22 protein-coding genes are annotated in these 19743 nt (G+C 41.0%); 1 reads left to right on the top strand and 21 read right to left on the bottom strand.

Annotation, left to right across the window (positions count from 1 at the left end):
- Positions 1-228: 228 nt before the first annotated feature.
- From DV740_RS00255 to DV740_RS00170, 19 genes are all read right to left on the bottom strand, one after another.
- Positions 229-549 (bottom strand): nucleotide pyrophosphohydrolase, encoded by a 321-nt coding sequence (locus tag DV740_RS00255; RefSeq protein ID WP_118087224.1) that lies wholly within the window; start codon positions 547-549, stop codon positions 229-231.
- Between the two features lie 10 nt (positions 550-559).
- Complete coding sequence (locus DV740_RS00250; protein ID WP_118087223.1) at positions 560-2422, bottom strand: DUF2075 domain-containing protein; 1863 nt, start codon at positions 2420-2422, stop codon at positions 560-562.
- Between the two features lie 57 nt (positions 2423-2479).
- Entirely contained in the window at positions 2480-2890 is a 411-nt protein-coding gene (locus tag DV740_RS00245; protein ID WP_118087222.1) for a peptide deformylase, read from the bottom strand.
- A gap of 1 nt (position 2891) precedes the next feature.
- A complete protein-coding gene (locus DV740_RS00240; RefSeq protein WP_118087221.1) occupies positions 2892-3110 on the bottom strand; it encodes an aspartate dehydrogenase in 219 nt (72 codons plus the stop codon).
- A gap of 1 nt (position 3111) precedes the next feature.
- Positions 3112-3624: a YaiI/YqxD family protein gene (locus DV740_RS00235; RefSeq protein WP_118087220.1), complete on the bottom strand. Its 513-nt coding sequence runs from the start codon at positions 3622-3624 to the stop codon at positions 3112-3114.
- A gap of 2 nt (positions 3625-3626) precedes the next feature.
- Positions 3627-3992, bottom strand: a complete 366-nt coding sequence (locus DV740_RS00230; RefSeq protein WP_118087219.1) for a DUF4186 domain-containing protein — start codon at positions 3990-3992, stop codon at positions 3627-3629.
- Positions 3992-4384, bottom strand: a complete 393-nt coding sequence (locus DV740_RS00225; protein WP_117840704.1) for a pyridoxamine 5'-phosphate oxidase family protein — start codon at positions 4382-4384, stop codon at positions 3992-3994. The genes DV740_RS00230 and DV740_RS00225 overlap by 1 nt, the downstream gene beginning before the upstream one ends.
- Positions 4385-4500: 116 nt before the next feature.
- Complete coding sequence (locus DV740_RS00220; RefSeq protein WP_118087218.1) at positions 4501-5118, bottom strand: hypothetical protein; 618 nt, start codon at positions 5116-5118, stop codon at positions 4501-4503.
- A 79-nt stretch (positions 5119-5197) separates the two neighbouring features.
- Positions 5198-5356, bottom strand: coding sequence for a hypothetical protein (locus tag DV740_RS14695; RefSeq protein ID WP_158561481.1), 159 nt, complete (start codon positions 5354-5356; stop codon positions 5198-5200).
- Between the two features lie 4 nt (positions 5357-5360).
- Positions 5361-5828 carry a hypothetical protein gene (locus DV740_RS00215; protein ID WP_242994174.1) on the bottom strand — a complete coding sequence of 156 codons (468 nt, stop codon included), beginning with the start codon at positions 5826-5828 and terminating at the stop codon, positions 5361-5363.
- Positions 5829-5976: 148 nt separating this feature from the next.
- The gene (locus DV740_RS00210) at positions 5977-7071 is read right to left on the bottom strand and encodes a hypothetical protein (protein ID WP_118087217.1); all 1095 of its coding nucleotides are present in this window, start codon (positions 7069-7071) and stop codon (positions 5977-5979) included.
- A 12-nt stretch (positions 7072-7083) separates the two neighbouring features.
- Positions 7084-8073, bottom strand: a complete 990-nt coding sequence (locus DV740_RS00205) for a guanosine polyphosphate pyrophosphohydrolase (protein WP_117698592.1) — start codon at positions 8071-8073, stop codon at positions 7084-7086.
- Between the two features lie 22 nt (positions 8074-8095).
- Complete coding sequence (locus DV740_RS00200; protein WP_118087216.1) at positions 8096-9163, bottom strand: lysozyme inhibitor LprI family protein; 1068 nt, start codon at positions 9161-9163, stop codon at positions 8096-8098.
- Between the two features lie 51 nt (positions 9164-9214).
- A complete protein-coding gene (locus DV740_RS00195; protein ID WP_118087215.1) occupies positions 9215-10264 on the bottom strand; it encodes a GGDEF domain-containing protein in 1050 nt (349 codons plus the stop codon).
- Positions 10265-10279: 15 nt separating this feature from the next.
- Positions 10280-10927 carry an HAD family hydrolase gene (locus DV740_RS00190; RefSeq protein ID WP_118087214.1) on the bottom strand — a complete coding sequence of 216 codons (648 nt, stop codon included), beginning with the start codon at positions 10925-10927 and terminating at the stop codon, positions 10280-10282.
- Positions 10928-10957: 30 nt separating this feature from the next.
- Positions 10958-11317: a sensor histidine kinase gene (locus DV740_RS00185; protein ID WP_117947796.1), complete on the bottom strand. Its 360-nt coding sequence runs from the start codon at positions 11315-11317 to the stop codon at positions 10958-10960.
- 8 nt (positions 11318-11325) lie between these two features.
- On the bottom strand, positions 11326-12861 hold the full coding sequence (locus tag DV740_RS00180; RefSeq protein WP_118087213.1) for an ABC transporter permease: 1536 nt from the start codon (positions 12859-12861) through the stop codon (positions 11326-11328).
- Between the two features lie 279 nt (positions 12862-13140).
- Entirely contained in the window at positions 13141-13986 is an 846-nt protein-coding gene (locus DV740_RS00175) for a DegV family protein (protein ID WP_158561480.1), read from the bottom strand.
- Positions 13987-14223: 237 nt separating this feature from the next.
- On the bottom strand, positions 14224-14409 hold the full coding sequence (locus DV740_RS00170; protein ID WP_118087211.1) for a hypothetical protein: 186 nt from the start codon (positions 14407-14409) through the stop codon (positions 14224-14226).
- A 298-nt stretch (positions 14410-14707) separates the two neighbouring features.
- Here DV740_RS00170 and DV740_RS00165 point away from each other — a divergent pair, with 298 nt between their 5' ends.
- The gene (locus DV740_RS00165) at positions 14708-15256 is read left to right on the top strand and encodes a TetR/AcrR family transcriptional regulator (RefSeq protein WP_118087210.1); all 549 of its coding nucleotides are present in this window, start codon (positions 14708-14710) and stop codon (positions 15254-15256) included.
- Here the strand turns inward: DV740_RS00165 and DV740_RS00160 are convergent.
- Both DV740_RS00160 and DV740_RS00155 read right to left on the bottom strand, forming a co-directional pair.
- Complete coding sequence (locus DV740_RS00160) at positions 15248-18427, bottom strand: AAA family ATPase (RefSeq protein ID WP_118087209.1); 3180 nt, start codon at positions 18425-18427, stop codon at positions 15248-15250. The two genes, DV740_RS00165 and DV740_RS00160, sit on opposite strands and share 9 nt — an antisense overlap.
- The gene (locus DV740_RS00155) at positions 18424-19581 is read right to left on the bottom strand and encodes an exonuclease SbcCD subunit D (RefSeq protein ID WP_118087208.1); all 1158 of its coding nucleotides are present in this window, start codon (positions 19579-19581) and stop codon (positions 18424-18426) included. The genes DV740_RS00160 and DV740_RS00155 overlap by 4 nt, the downstream gene beginning before the upstream one ends.
- Positions 19582-19743: the final 162 nt, after the last annotated feature.

Below are 19743 nucleotides of genomic sequence, written 5' to 3'. Positions count from 1 at the left end.
CCTTCAGCAGCAACTTCAACATCATATATTTTAAAAGTTCATCCTCTATGGATGATATTACTTTCTTTCCTTCTTTATGATTATTTGATATAAACTGTGGTCGATACAAGCTGCTCGATACAGTAGAACCATCTATGTATGCTGTTTCAAAACCTAATCGTACTTCATCAATTTTACTTCATTGCATTAATTTCTTTTTCTAAATGTGCCCAATAATATTACCTTTTTCTACAACTGATTATACTTATCCGATTTACCTTTTGCTTTTTCAACTGGATACTTTGCCTCATTCTGTGCCATTTTCATATTTATAATCTCATCTGCATCAAGTTCTAATTTATCCAATAAATTCTGACTGTATACCATTACATCTGCTAATTCTTCTTTCACATGCTGCAAATCATATTTTTCATCCGACCATTGGAAGCATTCCAATAATTCCGCCGCTTCAATAACAATTGATTTTGCAAGATTTTCCGGTGAATGGAGTTGATTCCAATCACGATCTTGTGTAAATTTTCTGATTCTGTCTATCGTTTTCTGTTTCATAGTCACCTCACTACTGTAAGCATTCTCTCAAATAATCTGCCAATTTTTTATCTGTACAATACACATAACATCCTTTCATTCCCCTCGTCATCAAAGTACGATATGTATTTTTAATAATCTCGTCTGCTTCCTTTAATGCACGATTCGGATCCTCTTTATATAATTTTTTAATTCCTTTTAAAGATTGATCTGTTTTAGCTCTTTTTGTAAAATCAGTAACTATATGACCAGCTTCATATCTCATATCATCGCCAATAATTACACCAGCATAATCGAATTCTAGTCCTTGAGATGTATGTATACATCCAACTTCATTGACAGAATCCTCATCAATTGCAAAAGTTGAAGTATTGCCCAGATTCCAACTCATTTCAAAATCTCCTATTTTTATGTCATGGACATCAGAGTTGTTCTGGCCTTCTTTTAACCATGTCCAACAATATCCTGCCAAAATTCTTGATTGATTTCTTGTTTTATTACACTCTATTATTAAATTCCGAACTTCATTTGGTGAATCCATAATTCTGATATCATAATCTATATCTTTCATATCAAAATTTGCAGTTTGTCTAATTTCCAAAACATCATCCAGCCATGCCAAGTAACCGTCAGACCCATCACACCTAAACTGTGATACAAGCTCCATCTCCTGCACTTCCGAATTGAGTCCATCTGCCCACTTTACAATTTCAGAAACAGTACCAATATCACTAAGTGTTACACGTTGACTTTCATCAATAAAAAAAACACTGCATAAGCCTGCATTAATTATTTCCTTTATCTGATTTTCTCCTAAATTGTGAAACACTCCAGACTTGTCATTTAATCTATGAGCTTCATCGCAAATAATAACATCTGCCATATTTTTTTCTGCGTCAACATAAGAACCTGAGCCTTTAAACATATTGTTTATACTAGTCTTTTTGTGCCCTGTAAGCTTTTTTGCATATACATTTCGTGGTGCACTATTTTTTGATGTATACTGTACAAATAATCCTTCATTGGTAAGTTTAGCTAAAAGATTAATTGCTACGACTGTTTTTCCTGTTCCTGGTCCACCTTTCACAATAACAGTACGTTTTTTCTGATCCAACATACATTTTAATGCTGTTTTTAAGATTTCCTCATATATAACCTTTTGCTCATCCAGCATTATAAATTCCTGATTTCCCTCAATCATGCTTTTAATAGAGTTCTGTAGGCTTTTTGAAGGTTTAATTTTTCCATTATCAATATCATATAAGAGTTGTTTATCATCACCCATTTTTACCGATTGTTTAATAAACTCCCGTAGCTTTGAAACTTCACCTCTTGCAAAAATAGGTGCGTCCTCAACATATTCCTTATATTGATTTTGTTCTAGTTTCTCCGGATTATTTTTCCTATAATTATGCATATATGCACATGGATGAAGAATGATATTTCCCATCTGTACATTTTGATTATAGTCATAAATCATTGCAGCATATGACCATGCTTGATACGATGGATGAACAACTTTACGCATTGCTCCACCTGTAAAAGTTTCTACTAATGCATCCTGTCCTTCCACAACTTCTACCTTATCCCATTGTTTCAATTCAATGATTATTATATTCGAATCTTGTTTTTCTCCGTATCCTGAAACAATAAAATCCACTCTTTTAGAAGTCTGTGGAATGTTGTATTCTATTGCTACTCCAGCATTTTCTGGAATTTCAGTATCATTCAAGACCTTATACATGTATTCCAACGAGTTTTCCCATGAGCGAAATTCGTTTTGAGCAGTTCTTCTATTCATTTTATTATATATATTTTCTTCTATCTCAGCAGCAATTGAATCCTGTTCTACTGCAATTAAAAAATCTCTTTTTGTCCCAGAATATACTATCATCTAATTTTCCTTTCTCATTTTTCATGATTCTCCCAGTTTTTTTACAGCAATTGTTTTCTAAATCACCACCCCATTACAATGATCTATCTCATGCTGAATTATCTGCGCTGTCCAGCCGGAATATTTTCCATGCTGCCGCTTAAAATTCTGGTCAAGATAATTCACCTCTATCTCCTGGTATCTGGTGCAGGGACGAACTCCTTCTAATGACAGACATCCTTCCTCCGTCTGATACGCCCCAAACTTTTTTGTAATTACCGGATTAATCATTACAAACTGGAATGGTCCCGCTGCCACTACGATAATGTTCTTTTTCACGCCAATCATATTTGCTGCCATACCAACGCAATGTTCCAGATTAGCTCTTAGTGTATCTAATAAATCTATTGCAACCTGTTTATCTGCTTCTGTTGCATCCACTGATTTCTGTGCAAGAAATAACGAATCTTTTACTATTTTCTTTACCATGTTAGTATTCCTTTGCTATCTCTTCATTTATTCCATACATAGACTTAAATTGTTCCAGGTCTGCCGGTTTTTTTATCAGCATAACTTCTTCTATCCTGCCAGTATGTATATCTTTAAAGCCAGCAACCTGCTCTCCATTGCAAATGCTCGCTTTAATTACAGGCTTTTTATTTTCCTCATCATAGGACTGTGTTATTATTTTCTTTTTAAAAAGTGCCATCCTAATCACCATCCTTTGACTGTACCACTAGCACAAGTTTCTCAAATGACTGTGCAAAACGCTCATCATCTTCATTTGTCCGCTTCTTCGGGTCTCCGCTTCCGCTCCGGTCCGCGCAAAGCCGATGTCCACCGGACATTGTACGCCCCTTAATATGATTCTTAGAAGAACTTCGTCTTGCTTTCTTATTAAGATGTCTTTCCATCAGCATCCGGTCAATATTTTCATCCGTGTACCACTTGCCGGATTGATGAATCGCATATGCACCCTTGCCAAGTGCCATTGCAGCAACACCATAATCCTGAGACACTACAATATCTCCCTTATGACAAATACTAATCAGCTTATAATCTACTGCATCAGCTCCGGCTCCCACCACAATCACTTCACTGTAATCAGAATATAATACATGGTTCGTATCACACAGTAATGTGACTGGAATATTATTTTTTTCTGCAATTGTCTCAACAATGTCAACTACCGGACAGGCATCCGCATCTACAAATATCTGCATTATTACCTCCCCATTTCTTTCTGTATCCACGTCATAATTACATCCACAAGGTAATCCTGCTGCACTTCACTCAATTCTCTGCCTGGCTGCATCTTGTGCCATTTCCGAATGCACTCCCTGCAGCATGTAGCCGTTGCGTGCTGTGCTATAAATACAGGATGTCCCTTGGTCGGAGTCTGTTTCCCATCATTGGAAATTACCGCCGGGGCTTCTCTTTTGGCAATAAAGTCTTTAGCATGTTGCCGGATAGTATCCATTCCCTTTTCATTTACATAATCGATATCTTTCTGTTTCAGATGAAAACTGCTGCGGAACTTGGAATTACCTAGTCGCTCGAACAGCTGCTTATACCATTCGTCTTTCGTCATTAGAATTTCACTACTTCCGGCTCATGGGTAAATGATGAGAAGGTGGCTGTTGCATTCTTAAAATAGAATACCTCTGTATTACCATCATCTGCAGAATACATCTTCTGTAATGAAGGATATGCATCCAGCATGGACTGTCTTGCTTCCCTGCGGTCATCTTCTACAAGTTCACCTGCTACACGAAGCCACTCACCATTCTTAAAAGCACATATTTCAACCTTTGGATTGGTGTGAATCTGCTTTGAAACATCCTTAATCTTACCTGTCTGAATATAAAGCTTTCCCTCAAAAATGTGAGCTGTTCCGAAAGGTCTGACTCTCGGCTGGTCTCCCTCAACTGTTGCCAGATAATATGTTTCTGCTTCTTTTAAAAATTTTTCTACTCGTTCCATTGATTCATCCTCCTTTGATTATGCCCTCATTATCAGCTTTTTCATATAATTTATCGTACATCAAAATATTTGATTTTTCAATGTGAAAACAGTTCTGTCAATGCTGCATCCCATTCCTACTCTCCCAGCATCTCCAGAAGTTTCTCCACCCTGCTCTTCTCATCCAGTCTCTTCAGCATCCCCATGTCATGGTTCTTAATATAGCATACTACATCATAAAAATTAGTCGAAGGTAATTTCTGCTTATGATATCCCTCCATACATTTTGTATGTACTTTTAATGCATTGTTTTTTCTCGCTTTATAATTTTCATGATGCAATTTTACTACTTTGTCATCCCGAATATAAATTAGCCATCTGCTGAATGTGGTGCGGATAAATACAGCACCTACAGATATATGATATTCCACCCGAAATTTATCGCATATCAGACTCATGTTTTCTGTCGTCAATGGCAATTGCCTCAGATAACTGGCTGTTTCATGCAATTTTCTACCCGATTGCGGCCCCCAGCCAAGCCGGCTCCAGCTGTCTGTGCAGCCACATACTTTACAGACTTCATTTCTATTGAAAACATCTGTTTTTCCGCAAATCTGCCACTTTATCTTTGACATATTCTGAACATAACGGCAATTTTCTGTATGCAATTTATGTGTTTTCGGATTCCTATAACAGAATTCCTTTTCTGTCTGTTTTTCATATTCTTTATAGCAGCTGCAAAACAGCAGATACATATAATTTGCATCATGTTTGGAATAATGCAGATAATTCTTTTTATATTCTATTCCACCTGCCTTAAATCTCTTTCAAATCCTATCTGATTTCTGCCATCACCTGCAGCTGTTCATCTGTTGCCACAATGCCAATCTGTACCGGCTCTCTATCCTCTATCCCCTTTGTTCCGGGCGTCTGATTCCACTCCATGTCTACAAATAAATATTCAAATGTTTCTGCCATTTTCTTATCTGTCACTCGATCACCAGTCCTCATCCCACTCGTCCATTGCATCATCTACGCCTTCTGCATAATCGTCATCTGTATCGTACCTGTCTGAATCGTAGTCTCCGTCCATATAAATGTCATCATATCCATCATCATATGAATCATAATAGTAATGTTTTGTTGTACTGCTGCCAGAATTTCCACTATTCGTATATTCTGTAGTCTGTTCTGTTTTCTCCGTATTACTGTCTGTTACTCCACTGTCAGATGGTTTACTATATGAATCTTTACTGTCTGACGAAGTGCTGTCTGATGGCGTGCTATGATAAGATGATGATGGTTTGTGAATATAGCAATAGTCACTTCCAGATACACGCTTATTGTCACATCCGGCTTTGATACATTTTGGTTCACTGGTCTTACCCAGTGTTCCTATTAGAAAAAGTACAAGAACAAATACAAGAACTACCAATACACTTTGTCCAAAAGAATTTTTTCTCATCTTACACGGTCTCCTCTTTGCATTTGATTTATTAATAACTATCCCTTTTATAAGTCCATTAACACGGTCTTATTATAAATTTTTCCACTTTTCCCATAAAGAAAAAAGGCTCTCCAGATTATCTGAAAAGCCTGTACATATTATATTCCTAATCCTGCTTATCCTCTTCCATAACTTTTTCCTCCATAACTTCTTCCTCCAAAATCTCTTTCTCCAACAGCTCATCCTCCGGAGCATCTTTTCTTAACATTTCCCGGAACTGCTCTTTCTTGGCTGCCACAGCGTCCTTGAGGGCAAGCTTCTTCTCTTCGCGGTTCTCTAAGGCTTCCTGCTTCTTTGCGTCACGAAGTTTTTGCTGTTCTTCGCGCTGCGCGGCTTTCTTAAGCTCTTTTTCCTGGCGTTGCTCTTCTTTGATGCGGAGCTTCTCGGCTTTATCCTGCTCCTTCTGCTGCAGGCGGTTCTGGCGAAGCTCGTCTTTCGCCTGCTGCTTCTGGCTCTTCTTGACCTGCTTTTTGGCGGAACGCTCGATAGAACGGATCATGCTCTTGGCATCACCGACTCTGCGGCGGGCACTGCGGTATGGATCGTAGAGGAAATAGGATGCTGTGGTAAGTGCCAGCAGCACCAGTCCTACGATAAGGCAGATTGGAAGCAGGAAATCGTAGAAGCCGTACTTTAATTCATAGCCGATAAAGAGAACCAGCATCACCGGGAAAACTACTGCTGAGAAAATGTCGCAGATGAGTCTCCAGAGAAAGAAGCACTGCTTCTGATGTACAAAAATGGCAGCCTGCACGCCGGTAAAGAACATCAGCATCAGACAGATTTGTGATGTGATTCCATGTAAAAAGCCTACAAAGACGCACAATGCCAGTGAAAAGAAAAACATGGCAAGGGCGTAGCCTCTGCGGTATGCATATTTGTATTCCCGCATTCCCTCTCGCTTATCTGCACTCAGGTCATGGATTTCATATACCCGGTCATTGACCCGCTCCTTCATGTCCTCCCGGTATTTGCGGCCTTCTCTGGCATGTGCCATATTTTCGTCCATGTCTTCGTCCAGTTCCTGCAACATTTTCTGTTCCATAAAAATCTGCTGCAGCAACTCATCTTCCCGCTCTCTGCGCTTTGTGATTTCATCCTGAATCCAGCTTGCCTTCTGCATCTGGAGACTCTCTTTCATCCATTGTTCCTTTTCCATATTTTCACCCATAGCTGCCTTCTCCGTTTCGTACGCTTCCATTCTGTTCTATTCCTAATCAATCAAATCATTCTGAAATCTCGACAAATGCTCATAAGGAAGAATCAGTCTTCCCCGGTATAAGCCGCAGCCGTCATTCATCAGGCTGTTGCTTACTGCTGTAAACATGTCGACATCCACACCGGAAAGCTCCAGTTCCTGCAAACGCCTGCACCGTTCATAAGCTTCATCAAAATAAATGCATTCTCCCTCCGGGATGGTATCCCGGCGTGCTCTGGATGCTTCCTGCTTTTTCTCATAATTAATATGGTTGGCGGAACCGATTTCTGCAATATCATCCATCTGCTTTGTGCGAAGCTGCATTTCCACATAACATCTCGCACTGTTATCATAAAAAGTAATATGTAAGGATTTGTAATCGTCCTCCTTTTCGCTGGTGATATAATCCCGGTAATATGGTTTTACAGCATCATCCAAAAGCGGGGAACTGCTTCTTAAGACACCGCCTGTCGGCTCTGCCGTAAATCCACGCTCCTCTAAAAACTGTGGCAACACATTTGCAATCTGATAAAGGTGCTTTAATTCCTCTTCTTCGCGGTTCTCATGATTTTTCAAATGACACCGTGGCATGGAAATCACAATCCGGTATGCAATCAGATCACGGAAGCAGTTCAGCTTTTCCTTTAATTCTGCAATGTCCGGATAGCTTTTATGCTTTTTATAATAATCATAAATGTACTCTACAATATAGCCGTTGAATTTGCCCTCCGCACGAATCAGTGACTTGATTCTTCCTTTAAAAGTAAAGGAAAGATAAGGATATTCCATTGCCATATATTTGTAGAACTCACGGATTTTCTGGGACTGCGCTGTCAGGAAATCATTGTGCTCTAACAGCTCCATAATCTGAATCAGGAAATTGCAGTGCACCAGATCCACTTCATTTTTTGATACTTTTGCGGATGCCCGGAGGTCCTGCGTATACTTTTTCAATATCCGGAACACCGTTGCTCCGGAGTATAAGTAATCATTTAATGTAACCATTTTCCCTCGCTAAAATATCTTTTTATTTCAAATACTCTGCCAGTTCATATACCCTGTTTCTTGTTAATTCTGCCGCCTTATCATTTTCCAATAATGGCTGCAGGCTTCCGCCCTCGGCATCTTTACCGGCTTCCTCTACTGCACTGTCTTTTGTCTTAATCCAGTCACGCTCTTCCTGGGTAAGAGTCGTCATAGTGTCCTCATCCAAAGTCTCTTTTAAACGGCTCCAAATAGAATTCAGCTCATTATCCCACAACTGATACAACTGCAGAGACAGGGTATTCATTTCCTGCTGTGTCAGTTCTCCACTGGAAAGGTCTTCCTGCATGGCTGCTGCTTTCTCCTCGATTTTCTGCAATTCACTCTCTATGGATACATCGGAAGTTGTGGTTTTATCATTTACCGTAACCTTATCCCCACTCGGTCCTAAAAAGGTATCAAAGGTCAGCACATTAAAAATTGCATAGAATGGAAGCGTCGTATCATCATCGGTAAGACCAATGGATGCCCAGTCCAGGAATCTTTCCGGCAATTCATCTAACGGTGCACCCGGCAGATAAATATATAAATCATAAACCTCTTCCAAACCAGCCGGTCCCGTGTAAATATATTTCACGCCGCCTTTAATTTCCGTGTCGCCTTCTGTTTCCTTCGTTGCAATATTCTCCAACTGCATCTCATAGGTATAATCATTTATCTTTTCCGGCTGGGTGAATTTTCCATAGAAATCACAATAGTAAAGGGTTCCATTTGGATATCCATCCCCGCTATCTCCCGCATCTGCATCATGATAATTTCCCACAAAAGAGCCATCCTCGGATAAAATCAATGTAGAATCCCATGCACCGACTCCGCTGGTAAACATAAAGCTTTCTCCTGCAAGCTGTGCAAAAATGTCATCTTCATCCACATTTTCCGTTTCTGTCTCCTCTGTCACCTCTTCTGAGTTTTCCGTTTCTTCCGTCTCAGTCTCTGCCTCTGTTTCTGTGGTCTTTTTCTCCGGCTCCACGACTCTGCTTCCGCAAGCCGCAAACGTTGACATTCCAAACGCTGCACTTAATATCATTGCTAAAAACTTTTTCCCTTTCACAAACGAATCCTCCTGATGTTCCTTTTCAATTCCCGCCCCTTTTTTATCTTTCTATGATTCTAAATCAAATACATCCTGGTTTCTTCCCCGTTCTTTTGCAGCATAGAGCTTCTCATCCGCTAAGCGGTATAATATCGTAACAGCAATTCCTTCTGTATAATGCTGTACACCACTGCTGAAAGAGCATTCGATATTCTTTTCATGCTTTGTAAATTCCTTATATTCCCATCTTATATGCTCTAGCATTTTACCGATTTCATCCGTGTTCATCCCCTTTAAAACCAGCATAAATTCTTCTCCGCCAAAGCGTACCGCGATACCTTTATTCTTTACATGCTTCGTTAAAAGTCTTGCAAATTCCACCAGAATAATGTCTCCAAACCCATGTCCGTAAGTGTCATTCACATGTTTAAAGAAGTCAAGATCAATCAGTACCGCATCAAATTCTTCCTTCTCATCCAGAATAAGGTCTCCCAGATACTGATTTAAGTAACGACGATTATAGAGTCCTGTCAGTGCATCTTTATCTGCGGCATCTTTCAACTGTTCATTCAACTTCTTTACTTCTTCTTCCTGTCTCTGTCTCTGCATCTGAAGCAGGATAGAAATTAAAAAGACACAAAGTAAAACGATAAGCAGGGAACAAAGTGTGCTCTGCAGCACGACTTCTTTTGACAGTTTTTCACTTTCCAGCGGTCTCATATAGGCTAAAATAACTGCTGCCACATCTGCTACAATTACCACGCCGGCAAACCGGATTGCATTTCCGGTTGGAATAAAAATCGCAATTGCTACCATCGCAAGTACCATGTATACAATCGTTCCCGTCTGATATATATAATACAGTGCCGGAAATTCCACAAGACTTAAGACTGCTATCATCAAATAAGACGCATAACGTATCTGTCCTTTTTTTATTCCAATGAAACTTCCTGCGACCATAAGTAACATACAGATTCCGCAGAAAATCGTTGTTCCGCTCCATCCGAAAATCAATGCATTTCCAATAAATCCTGCCAGATTTCCGATACAGCTTCCCATTGCCAGCACATAAAACTGTCTGCGGCTCACATCAATTGAGGTATCAAATAAAAAATTCATCTTTCCTCTCCCATTTTATGAAAATAAAATTTTCAATTTATCCAGTGTATTTGCACATATCGTAAGTTTCTTTTTTAATTCATCATCCGGCTGTGTCTGATCCGGAACCATTGCCACCTGACAGCCTGCCTGACAAGCACTCATAACCCCATTGGGCGAATCCTCCACCGCAAGACATTCTTCCGGAGCAAGTCCAAGTTGTGCACATGCAAAAGTATAGATATCCGGTGCCGGCTTTCCGTGTTCTACCATGGTTGCACTGATGATTTCATCAAAGTACGGATATAGTCCTATCTGCTTTAAATATCTTTCTGTCCGTTCCATGTCGGTTGCCGTTGCAACTGCCCGCCGGATTTTCTTTTCTTTTAAGAAATTCAATAACTCAATAGCTCCTCTTTTTATCTCAATACCGTTCTTTGCAAGATATTCCTCCATCAATTCCTTCCGGTAAGCCCGGATAGCCGGATAGTCAAGATTCTCATCTGCAAACATTTCCTTTAAATGCGCCGGTGCAAAGGGTTGTCCTAAGGAACGCATGGACAATGCCTGCTCATCACTCATTTCATAGCCAAAATGCGCCATTGCCTTAGGCCAGCAGATTCTATAGTATTTCTCTGTATCAATGAGTGTTCCATCCATGTCAAATAAAACTGCTTTTATCATATTACATTTTCTTCCTGCCTTTTTCATTGACTAATTTGCCATACCCACTACCACAGTTACCGAAAAAAGATTTTCTTCCTGTTTCAGAAAAACATCCCCGTTCATTTTATGCATCAGCTTTCTGCATATATAAAGCCCCAGTCCGCTTCCTTCCTGGCTTCCTGCATTGGAGCCACGATAGAAGCTGTCAAAAAGATGCGGAAGTTCTTCTGCCGGAAGAACTTCTCCTGTATTTTCCACGGTAATCAGCACACAGTCTTCTTCTTTTGAAATTGATATACCAATTTTTTTGCCACTACCATATTTTATAGCATTTTCTATGATATTCTGCAATACTTCCAGCAAACGTTCTGTATCTGCTTTCACCAGAGAATTCTGATACTCCCCCATGTTAAACCCTATATGAAGCTGTGAAAGTTTATCTTTATAGTATACTGTATCTCAACGGACATTTCCGATGGCATGCCTTCTTCCGTAAGTTCTTCTGCCAGGTCATCTAATTCTTTTGCCAAATCAGCCCGGGTCTTTCCTGCCATATTACCCATTGCCTGTGATACATCTGATATGTAGACATCACTTTCTTTTCCAAATGTCGTAATCAGATTCTTACTTTTCATGGTATCTGTTGTAATAACCACTCCCAGCATAAAAACGGAACAGAGGAAAAAGGACAATATAATCGTAAGGAACCGTCTTGGACTGCTTAAAATATCATTGACTGCCAGATACCAGGTACTGTTAAAACGGCTTTTTCCCAGCCGGTAAATGGATTTCTTTTTAAAGCGTTCTCCGGACTGACCGTTTCGAATAGCATCCACCGGTGTCAGCTTCTTTACTTTTCCGGTACACCGGTATGCAAACCAGATAGTAACTGCAATAACAATGACTGCTCCTATGAAATTTACCGTAATGGCATGACTGTTTCCCAACATCATATTTTCTGTCACAGACTGCAGCAGCATATTGCCAAATGGGATGCTTGCCAGGAATCCAATTGCTGCTCCCACAACAGCCAGCATCAGATATTTTACAAGATAAAGGCTTCGTATCTTAAAGTCCGTAATTCCGATGGCTTTCATGACACCGATTTCCCGGTATTCTTCTGTCACCGTAAAAGTAATCGTAAATTTCAACACTGCAAAGGATACTATCATCAAGCATACACTTAAAACCAGCACCACAAATGCCCCAATCATATCCATGACATAACATAATTTAAAAATGTCCCGTCCCCGGTTAAATAGGATGTTGGATGCATTGCTTAACAAAGAGGCTATTTCCGATGGATTGTCTGTGTCAATATAAATAATCTCGCCACGGTATTCTGCAAGACTTTCATCCGATGCAAATTTCTGATAATCCGCTTCATTTAAAATAAATCTTTTATTTCCCATAAATTCAGAACCCAGCAGCGCATCTTTTGCTTTTCCGGCAATCGTAAACTCCACACTGTTTTTGCCATGGGTAATCGTAAGTTTATCTCCCTCTTTTAAATCATTTGCATCTAAGAAATTTCCTGTGACATAGACCTCACCCTCAGGCACTTTTGTAAGCTCCTTATTATCCTTTGTGAAAAAATGTATCTCACTTTCGGAAATGGATTCTATGATCATTGCCTTGTTTGCTATATCAAGTTCTTTTCCCTCTGCCTTGATATTCCCCTTGGCTGCATACATAATATGATCCATGCGGTAGTCTTTTACATACTGACAGGTATCCAAAAGCTCCGGCACACCGCCATCCCCCTGCTGGGTCAATACTACATAATCTCCAATGTCTGCCTGATTAAGATAATAATCGGTTCCATTTACTACCGTCAGTACATTGTTCAGCCCGCTTGCCACAAACATGGCAGCTAAAATAATAAACAGCAAAATTACAATATTAATTGTTTTCTTTCGCTTTAAGTCTTTGCGTAAGATATCCCAAAACATCTTCTGCTCCTTTCTATCCTCTTAGTATACCTCAACTACGCGAAACACGCTTTGCAATTTTCTCGCTACTTGTAACAAAGAATGTGCCTTGGCACATTCCTGCGCCTGCGGCGGTCACTTGCGACATCTACCTTATACGCCGCAGTGTGCATCCTCGCGTTTTTTTACTTTGCAGGCAATTTCCTGTAAAGGGAAAAAAAGAACCGGCAAAGTTTTATTTCCTTTGCTGGTTCTACTATAACGAATCAATTATTAAAGAATCCTTAAATCTGAAAATTCTTATTTCATGCTTTCTTTTAAAATAAATGCCATCAGAAGTGCATCCGGTCCGATATGGGTTCCGATTGCCATTCCAACTTCATGTAAGCTGCTTTCTGTCAGGGAAAAAGCATCCATGGTTTCTTTCTGGAATTCCTCTCCCATTTCCGGATTATTGCTGTGAGCAAATTCTACCGGCATGCAGCTATCCACTTCTCCTTTTTTCAAAAATGCCTGCATTCCGCTTTTGGCTGCCTTTATGCCGCGGGCTTTGGAATATCCTTCAATCTCTCCATTCCGGAGCAGCAGCACCGGCTTGATTCCCATTACATTTCCCACCGCTGCAACTACCGGAGAAATACGTCCGCCCTTTTTCAAATATAATAATGTGGACGGAACACCGGTAAGATAAGTGCGGTTCTTTACTTCTTCCAAGATTCCTGCAATCTCTTCTGCACTTTTGCCTTCTTCTTTTAACTTCACGGCATACTCCACCAGAAGCCGCAAGGATAAGGATGCCTGCAGGGAATCCACGATATATATCTTTTCATATCCGCACATTTCTTTTGCCAGCACTGCTCCGTTATAGGTTCCTGAAAGCTTTGAAGAAATGAGAATCACCAACACTTCCTCGCCTGCTTCTTCTGCCGCTTCATACTTTTCTAAAAATGCTGCCGGTGATGGCTGGCTGGATACCGGAAGTTGTTCCTCGCTGCGCAGTTTCTCATAAAATGCTTTGAAATTCTCTTCTGTATTCCGGTCGAATATAACATCTGCAAAGTTTGCCGAAATCGGCACCAGATCCACGCCCATTGCCTTTGCTTCGATTTCTAATATATCAGATCCTGTATCTGTAATTATCTTCATTTTCGTCTCCATCTCTTGACTGTTGTCTGTATCTATGCCACACTATATGTGAGATAATTTATATCACATTGTTGTGACTGCATAAGTAGCATTGTAGCATAGTTTTCCCTTTTTTCAACGGTTTGATGTGAGACATTTTATATTATTTTGTATCATGATACGGATGTGGTGCAGGTGGGTGGGACAGAATATGATATTCGTTTCTTACGATTTGCATTTGATATGTGCATTGGTTCATTACGCAAAGAGCGTTATTTTTCTTAGCACTGTATTTTTCTTGCTGTCAGGCTGTCCTTTCCGTTGCTTTGACCGGATGCCGGCTCTGTCCGTCTGATGCGGATACCACATTCCGTCTGAAAGAGACGCTAAGAATTCCGTTAAAGTTTCCGTATCTTCCGGCACCCGGCACATATTCGCATCCATGCTTAAGATGTGCCTCGCTGGCACATCCCTGTGCCAGCGTTGCCGGTTGCTGCCGGAATTCTAAGCGGCTCTAACAGACTGCATATATCGTATCCGCATTCAGGCGAACAGAGTCCGGCATACTGTCAAACATTGGAAAGACAGGCTTTATCGGCAAAAGAAAAATGCAGTGCAAGAAAAACCGCTCTTTGACGTTAGAAGCAATGTATGTATCAAATACAAATCGTAATAACAAATATAAAGCGACTGTCCCACCCACCGGCACACATCCATAGCACATACGAACAGGAGCATTTAAATGAAAGAAACAGACAAACGATACGAAGCGAACCGCCAGGTAAAATTAAAGATTGCCCGTGCCCTGACCAAACTCATGGACACCAAAGCATTTTCCGATATATCCGTAACCGATATTATTACCACTGCCAGAGTAGCAAGAGCTTCCTATTACCGGAATTTTCATTCCAAGGAAGAAGTGCTGATTAAAATTACGGACGATATTATGGAAGAATACCGGAAGAGGGCAGAAAAGCTTGAAAATGACTTTTTCAGCTATGAGGCAATTTTACTGATTTTCCGGTATTTTAAGACTTACAAGAAATTTATTTTAAGTGTATATAAGGCAGGTCTTGCATACATTTACTTAGACCTTTTTGATCAGGAATTAGAAAATCATATGGGTGACATGCCTTATAATGATATTCACCGGTATAAAGTCTACTTCTATTCCGGTGCGCTCTATAATGTTTTCTTAAAATGGCTGCAAAACGGAATGAAGGAACATCCTTCCGCTATGGCTTCCATGGTGACGGAAATGTTAGAACAGGGAGCCTATCCGCTAGCTTAACTGCCAGCGGACATGGCTTCCTTCTTCATCTTTTGTAATAAGAAGCTGGTCTTCCATTTCCTGCTTTAATTCTGTTACATGGGAAATGATTCCAATAAGCTTTGAGCCGCCTGCCATCTCTTTTAATACCCGGACTGCCTGCTCTCTTGCATGCTCATCCAGGGAACCAAATCCTTCATCAATAAACATCATATCAAGATGTATGGCAGCAGAATTTTCCTGAATCTCATCTGCCATGCCTAGTGCCATGGATAACGCCGCCATAAAGGATTCTCCTCCGGAAAGCGTACGGACTTCCCGCTCTTTTCCGGTCACATTGGAATATACCATAAGGTCAAGTCCCTTATTCTTTCCGATTGCAGCCTTCTTCTCATCAAACATTCTGAGTTCAAACTGTCCTGCTGACATTTCTTCAAAACGGCGGTTTGCTGCATAAAGAATCCGCTCCAGATAATAGCGTTGCACAAAGGTCTCCAAATCCATACGGCTGCCGGACACATTTCCGGAAATGACAGTATAAAGCCGTGTTATACGGTTGTGCTGCTCTAATACCTGCTGCCGCCCGCTCCATATTTCCTCTACCGCTTCTAAGATTTCCGTATCCTTCTGATTAGAAATCTCCCACTCATTGGCCGCCCTGCCTGCAAGCTTACTCTGCTCCTCTGCTGCCTTAAGTTCCTCTGAAAGCTTCTCTACGTCCGGTTTTTCTTTCTCTCCTACAGTTTCTTTCGCTGTCTCATAGCGGCTCTGATACATCGTCTTCTGATTCTGATAATCTTCCCTTTTCTGCCGCATCTCTTCCATGGCATCTATCGAATACTGCTCCACCAGCGTCTGCCATTCCAGTTTGGAAATATCTTTTTCTTCTATATATAAATCATATTTTTGCTGCTTGGCTTCTGCTTCCTTTTTCCGTTCCGGAAGTTCTCTTTCACAACGGACAATGCCTGTCTGTGTACCGGTTTTCTCTTCCTCTAAACGGCTCTTTTCTTTATCAGCCTTTGCATATGCACTTTCTGCAGAAGCCTTCTTCTCCTGTGCTTCTGCCAAGACTTCATCCGCTTCTTTTTCAGATGTATAGTCAAGGGTGCGGTTCCGCTCTGTGTAAGCTGCCTGACAACGGTCAAACTGCTCTTTTGCCAATAGCTTCTTTTCTGTTGCTTCTGTCTCTTCTTTTTGAAGTGCAATCTTTTTTGCTTCTGCCTCTTCTAATTTATGAGACAATTCCTTCTTCTTTTTTATCTCCTGAGAAAGTGTTTCTTCTTCTTTTGCAAGCTCTTTCTTTTGCGTGACAAGCCACGGTTCTATTTCTTCATCGGCTGCCGGGTGTGCTTCCTTTCCAAAGGCTTCCATTTTCTTCCTGCACTTTTCCTGTTTTTCTGCCAACTCTTTCTCCCGGTTCTCTCTTCTTACGTGACATGTACCGGCTTTTGTAGATGCTGCTTCCTGCTTCTGCTGTAACTTTGCAACCGTTTCTTCTAAAGTTTCTAACATTTCCCGGCTTAATTCTTCCTGCATTTCTACCACAATGCATGGCTTTGGATGTTCCATGGAACCGCAGACCGGGCATGGCTCTCCCTCTTTTAATTCCTTTGCTAAAATACCTGCCTGGGCATCGAAAAACCGCTTACGATATGCTTCGTATTCCTGCTGCTTTTCCTGATACTGTCCGGATGCTTCCCTATAAATCTCTTTTGCATGTTCCTCTTGTTTCTTTTCTTTACCAAGAAGCTGCTTTGATTCTGTAATCTCTGCTACGGCATCTTCGATTTCTGCAAGAGCATTTTTCTTTCCGGTAATCTGTAACTGCCTTACTTCCATTCCTTCGAAGGCTTCTGCTTCTTTCTTCCACTGCACAATATTCTGCTCTAAGACAGTGCTTTTTTCTTTTGTCTCTTTTTCCGTCTCTTCCGCCTGCTGCAAAGCATCTTTACTCTGCTCTACTTCCTGCGCAGCTTTTCTTATTTCTTTCAATGCCGCTTTCGTGCGATTTACTTTTTCTTCTATAATACTGTAATTCTTCTGCTGTGTTTCCTTTTCCGCCTCTGCTAAGTTTCTTTCCTTTTCTGCCTCTTTTAAAGCTTTCTTTATCTCCGGCAACTTTTCTTCTAATTTCTGCTGTTCTGCCTTTAAATTCTCCAGCCTCTTTACCGCTTCTTCATACTGCTGATAGAGCTGCTTTGCATCATAGGCAAGCTTTATCATCTGCTCTAACCGGGCAGTCTCTTTTATCTCCTCTTCCGCTTCAAAAAGGCGTGCCAACTCCCGCTGTGCTTCTTCCATCTGGGTAAAGGATTTTTGCAGATTTTCCGCTTCCTGCAACGCACTCCTGCAATGCTCCCGCAGTTTTTCCGCTTCCTTTGCTTCCTTCTTTTTCTTCTTTCCCTCTTCCTTAAGATACTGGCACAATTGCTGCATCAATTCTAAAAAGCGTTCCATCTCCGGTGCTTTTGCATCCGCCTGCTGCATCTTCTTTTTCAATGCCAACAGGGCTTCGGCTTCTTCAAAGGCTTCCGGTATGTCCGCATTCTCAGCTTTGGCATGAAACTTCGTACGGATTGTGGCAATCTCTGCATCTAATTTCCTTTTCCGGTCTCCTAATTCATTGGCAATCTTTTCATATTTTTCTGTGTGGAATAATTTTCGGAAAATCACTTTTTTCTCATCGGATTTTGCCCGGAGCAGTTCCATAAATTCTCCCTGGGCAATCATTGCCACCTGCATAAACTGCCCCTTGTTCAGCCCGACAATATCAATGATTTTCTGATTCGTTTCCTTTTGCGAATAAACGATTTCATCCGGCATGATTAAGGTAACGGATTCGCTTTCTTCTTTTTCACCGCTTCCCCGCTTCAATGGGCGGACATGTCTTGGCACACGGCGTACTGTATAGACGCCGCTTTCTTCTGTTCCTTCACAGAATTTCAATTCCACATAAGGCTCTGCGCCTGCTGTGGCAAACTGACTCTGCAGCTCTGTTCCACTTTTCTTATTAGCTGTGGAACTGGCTTCTCCATATAACGCAAAGGCTATGGCATCAAAAATAGTGGACTTGCCGGAACCGGTATCTCCGGTAATCAGAAATAAATTCTGGGATGGTTTTCGAAAATCAATTTTCGTCCGGTCTCCATAGGACCCAAATGCCTGCATTTCCAAGGTTAATGGTCTCATAACTCACTCTCCTCCTCTACTTTATTGATGACTTCCTTAAGAATTTCTCTCTCTTCCTCGTTCATCTCTCCGATAAACTCACAGCATAGTGAAAAGGCATCAAGCTCTGCCTCATGCCGGAATTTTTCCATTTCATAATTGGCTTTGTGCAGCGTTTCTCTTCGGATTTCCAGTAAATTGGGAAATGCATGACGCAGCCGGTCCTGCATGTCAAAGACATTGACATCCACCTTATCGGTAAGAATCACAGTTACAAAATTATCGGATGGCTGCTTTAATACTTCTTCTAATTCTCCTTCCACAATACGCACCTGACGCAGTGGTTTTAACGGAATTACTCTGGTGGAAAGCCTGCCCTTTTCTTCCAGTTCCACCATAATAATGCCCTTTTTCTGTCCCGCTTCACTGACGGAGCAGGCAAGAGGTGTTCCACAGTAACGATAACACTCTTTTCCCACGGTCATAGGCTTATGAATGTGTCCCAATGCCGCATAGTCAAACCGCTCCAACACATCCGCAGACACTTCATCAATATTTCCCACGGTGCGGATTTCGGAATCCATCCGCTCAACATCCTCCGCCGCTTTTCCTGCCGGCAAGTAGAACTGGTGGCTCACCAGCACATTCCGCTCTGCTTCATTTACATTTTCTCTTTCCAGAAGCTTATGCAAAGTTGCATCATAGGAAAGGTTGTTATCATTTTCATCCGTTCCCACAATCTGCTTTACCATAGACGGCTTCACAAAAGGCAGAAGATAAAAATTCACTTTTCCATACTTATCCGTCAATGTCACTTTCTCAATGTATTCCTCTTTCGTCTCAGGCGGCTTTCCTATCATATATAAATGCTGTCTTGATAAAATGCTTCGAAAACAGTTCACTCTTGGTGCGCTGTCATGGTTTCCGCTAACCATCATAATGACAGCCTCCGGCACCATCTCCGTCAGTTCATTGATAAAATGATCGAATACCTCTACTGCCTCTGCCGCCGGCACTGCTTTATCATAAATATCTCCTGCAATCAAAATGGCATCCGGTTTTTCTTCTCCGGCCCGCTCTACAATCTGATGCAGGATATATTCCTGGTCTTCCCTTAAATCATGATTCATTAATTTCAATCCGATGTGAAGGTCGGATAAGTGAAATATCTTCATAGCCCACGTGCTCCTTTTCTATACAAGATTATCCTGCAAAGTGAGATTATATTTTTCTCTATCTCTCCTAGGGCAGAATATATCCGAATGCATCTGCTACCGTTCTTTCTGGTATCCCTAAGCGGGTATCTGCACAAACTTTTATTGATGGACACCGGGCAA

The sequence above is a fragment of the Roseburia sp. AF02-12 genome (assembly GCF_003461765.1).
Lineage (GTDB): Bacteria > Bacillota > Clostridia > Lachnospirales > Lachnospiraceae > Roseburia_C > Roseburia_C amylophila.
Note: the sequence above shows the minus strand (reverse complement) of the source record. Positions and strands in the feature narration are given on the sequence as shown.